This window comes from Burkholderia sp. Bp9012 (genome assembly GCF_003853825.1).
Taxonomy (GTDB): Bacteria; Pseudomonadota; Gammaproteobacteria; order Burkholderiales; family Burkholderiaceae; genus Burkholderia; species Burkholderia diffusa.
The window spans coordinates 1-3,256 of the sequence record NZ_QTQA01000060.1 but is presented as its reverse complement, the minus strand read 5'-3'; the positions used below and the strand labels follow the sequence as shown (position 1 = coordinate 3,256).

General features: G+C 63.4%; 4 protein-coding genes. All 4 read right to left on the bottom strand.

What is annotated here, in order from left to right; translation table 11 throughout:
• Window positions 1–696, bottom strand: a 696-nt coding sequence (locus DIE11_RS35810; RefSeq protein WP_148093069.1) for a succinate dehydrogenase iron-sulfur subunit, incomplete at its 3' end; no start/stop codon positions are given.
• 21 nt (window positions 697–717) lie between these two features.
• Window positions 718–2,493, bottom strand: coding sequence for a succinate dehydrogenase flavoprotein subunit (gene sdhA, locus DIE11_RS35805; RefSeq protein WP_124629841.1), 1,776 nt, complete (start codon window positions 2,491–2,493; stop codon window positions 718–720).
• Window positions 2,494–2,496: 3 nt separating this feature from the next.
• The gene (gene sdhD / locus DIE11_RS35800) at window positions 2,497–2,865 is read right to left on the bottom strand and encodes a succinate dehydrogenase, hydrophobic membrane anchor protein (RefSeq protein WP_006399546.1); all 369 of its coding nucleotides are present in this window, start codon (window positions 2,863–2,865) and stop codon (window positions 2,497–2,499) included.
• 4 nt (window positions 2,866–2,869) lie between these two features.
• Window positions 2,870–3,256: succinate dehydrogenase, cytochrome b556 subunit (gene sdhC / locus DIE11_RS35795; RefSeq protein WP_244962417.1), on the bottom strand; the 387-nt coding region annotated here is incomplete at its 5' end.

The window sequence follows — 3,256 nt, the reverse complement described above, 5'->3', positions numbered from 1 at the left end:
CGCGCGACGAACCATCAGTTCCTTGATCTTGCCGATCGCCTTCGTCGGGTTCAAGCCCTTCGGGCAAACGTCGACGCAGTTCATGATCGTGTGGCAACGGAACAGACGGTACGGGTCTTCCAGGTTGTCGAGGCGCTCGCCGGTGGCCGTGTCGCGGCTATCCGCGATGAAGCGGTACGCCTGCAGCAGACCGGCCGGGCCGACGAACTTGTCCGGGTTCCACCAGAAGCTCGGGCACGACGTCGAGCAGCTCGCGCACAGAATGCACTCGTACACGCCGTCGAGCTCGTCGCGCTCTTCCGGCGACTGGAGGCGTTCCTTCTCCGGCGGCGGCGCGTCGTTGATCAGGTACGGCTTGATCGAGTGATACTGGTTGAAGAAGTGCGTCATGTCGACGATCAGGTCGCGCACGACGGGCAGGCCCGGCAGCGGACGCAGCACGATCTTCTGCGGCAGGTCGTTCAGGTTCGTCAGGCACGCCAGACCGTTCTTGCCGTTGATGTTCATCGCGTCCGAGCCGCACACGCCTTCGCGGCACGAGCGGCGGAACGACAGCGTCTCGTCCACGGCCTTCAGCTTGACCAGTGCGTCGAGCAGCATGCGCTCATGCTGGATCTCGAGCTCGTACGTCTGCATGCGCGGCGCCGCGTCCTTGTCCGGATCGTAGCGGTAGACTTCAAAAATGCGTTTTGCCATTTCGGATTCCTTTGACTCGGCTTAGAACGTGCGCGGCTTCGGCGGCACGGAGTCGACCGTCAGCGGCTTCATTTGAACCGGCTTGTAGTCGAGGCGATCGCCTTCGCTGTACCACAGCGTGTGGCGCAGCCAGTTGTCGTCGTCGCGGTGTTCGTAATCGCTGTGGGCGTGCGCGCCGCGGCTTTCCTTGCGCGCTTCCGCCGACACCATCGTCGCGCGCGCGACTTCGATCAGGTTCTCCAGCTCGAGCGCTTCGACGCGCGCGGTGTTGAACACCTTCGACTTGTCCTTCAGGTGGATGCTTTCCACACGCGCCTTCAGGCCGGCCATCTGATCGACGCCTTCCTTCAGCAGTGCCGACGTGCGGAACACGCCTGCGTGCTTCTGCATCGTCGCGCGGATGTCGTTGGCGACGTCCTGCGTGTACTCGCCCGAGGCCGACTTGTCGAGCTTGTTCAGACGCGCCAGCGAGAATTCGCCTGCATCGGCCGGCAGCGGCTTGTGTTCCTTCTGGTTCTTCACGTGCTCGACGATGTGGTTGCCGGCCGCACGGCCGAACACCACGAGGTCCAGCAGCGAGTTCGTGCCGAGGCGGTTCGCGCCGTGCACGGACACGCACGAGCATTCGCCCACTGCGTAGAAGCCGTTGACCGGTTCCTTGTGATCGCGCGACGTGCCGACGACCTGACCATGGATATTGGTCGGGATGCCGCCCATCTGGTAGTGGATCGTCGGGACGACCGGGATCGGTTCCTTGATCGCATCGACGTTCGCGAACTTCAGCGCGATTTCGCGGATCGACGGCAGACGCTTCATGATCGTCTCGGCGCCGATGTGCGACAGGTCGAGCAGCACGTGATCCTTGTTCGGACCGACGCCGCGGCCTTCCTTGATTTCCTGGTCCATCGAACGCGACACGAAGTCACGCGGCGCCAGATCCTTCAGCGTCGGGGCGTAGCGTTCCATGAAGCGCTCGCCGTTCGCGTTGCGCAGGATACCGCCTTCGCCGCGCACGCCTTCGGTGATCAGCACGCCCGCGCCGGCCACGCCGGTCGGGTGGAACTGCCAGAACTCCATGTCCTGCAGCGCGATGCCCGAGCGCGCGGCCATGCCGAGGCCGTCGCCGGTGTTGATGAATGCGTTGGTCGACGCCGCGAAGATCCGGCCTGCGCCGCCCGTCGCGAACAGCGTCGTCTTGCCTTCCATGATGTAGACGTCGCCCGTCTCCATCTCGAGGGCCGTCACGCCGAGCACGTCGCCTTCCGCGTCGCGGATCAGGTCGAGCGCCATCCATTCGACGAAGAACTGCGTCTTCGCCTCGACGTTCTGCTGGTACAGCGTGTGCAGCAGCGCGTGACCGGTACGGTCGGCGGCCGCGCACGCGCGCTGGACCGGCTTCTCGCCGTAGTTCGCGGTGTGGCCGCCGAACGGACGCTGGTAGATCGTGCCGTCCGCGTTACGGTCGAACGGCATGCCGAAGTGTTCCAGTTCGTACACGACGTTCGGTGCTTCGCGGCACATGAACTCGATCGCGTCCTGGTCGCCGAGCCAGTCGGAACCCTTGATCGTGTCGTAGAAGTGGAAGTGCCAGTTGTCTTCGCTCATGTTGCCGAGCGACGCGCCGATGCCGCCCTGTGCGGCCACCGTGTGCGAACGGGTCGGGAACACCTTCGACAGCACGCCGACCGACAGGCCCGCACGCGACAGTTGCAGCGCTGCGCGCAAGCCCGAGCCGCCCGCGCCGACGATCACCACGTCGAACTTGCGGCGCGGCAGGGAAGTTTTGATTGCAGCCATTCTTTACACTCTCCAGAGAATCTGCGCGGCGTAGCCCGCACATGCGAGCAGCCAGACGATGGTCAGCGATTGCAGCAGCAGGCGCACACCGACGGGCTTCACGTAGTCCATCCAGATGTCGCGCACGCCGACCCATGCGTGGTAGAAGAGGGAAAGCAGCGTCACGAAGGTCGCGAGCTTCATCCATTGCGCGGAGAAGATCGATGCCCAGCCTTCGTACGAGAAGTCGTGCGCGCCGAAGAACAGGACGAGCAGAATGACCGTGTAGACCGCCATGATCGTGGCGGTGACGCGCTGCGCGAGCCAGTCGCGCAGGCCGTAGTGAGCGCCGACGACGAGGCGCTTCGAGCCGATTCGGTTATTGGCTGCCATTTTCTTAGAATGCTCCGAACAGTTTGAGTGCCATGGCGATCGTCAGGGCGATCGAGACGACAAAGACGACGACGGCCGTCCGCTTGCCGCCTTCCTTCGAGACGGCGTCGTGGTTGACGTCCATCAGCAGGTGGCGAATGCCGGCGCAGAAATGGTGGAGGAACGCCCAGGACAGCGCGAGGACGATCAGCTTGACGACGATGTTGGAGAGGAAAGCCTTGAAGACTTCGAAGCTGAGCTCGGAGGTGAGACTCTGATCGAAGAGGAACAGCAGGAACGGCAGGAACAGGAACAGCAGCGCGCCGCTGACTCGATGGAGAATCGACAATATCGCCGCCAAGGGCATGCGATATTTCATCGTGATATCGCCGAATCCGATGTTCCGGTATTC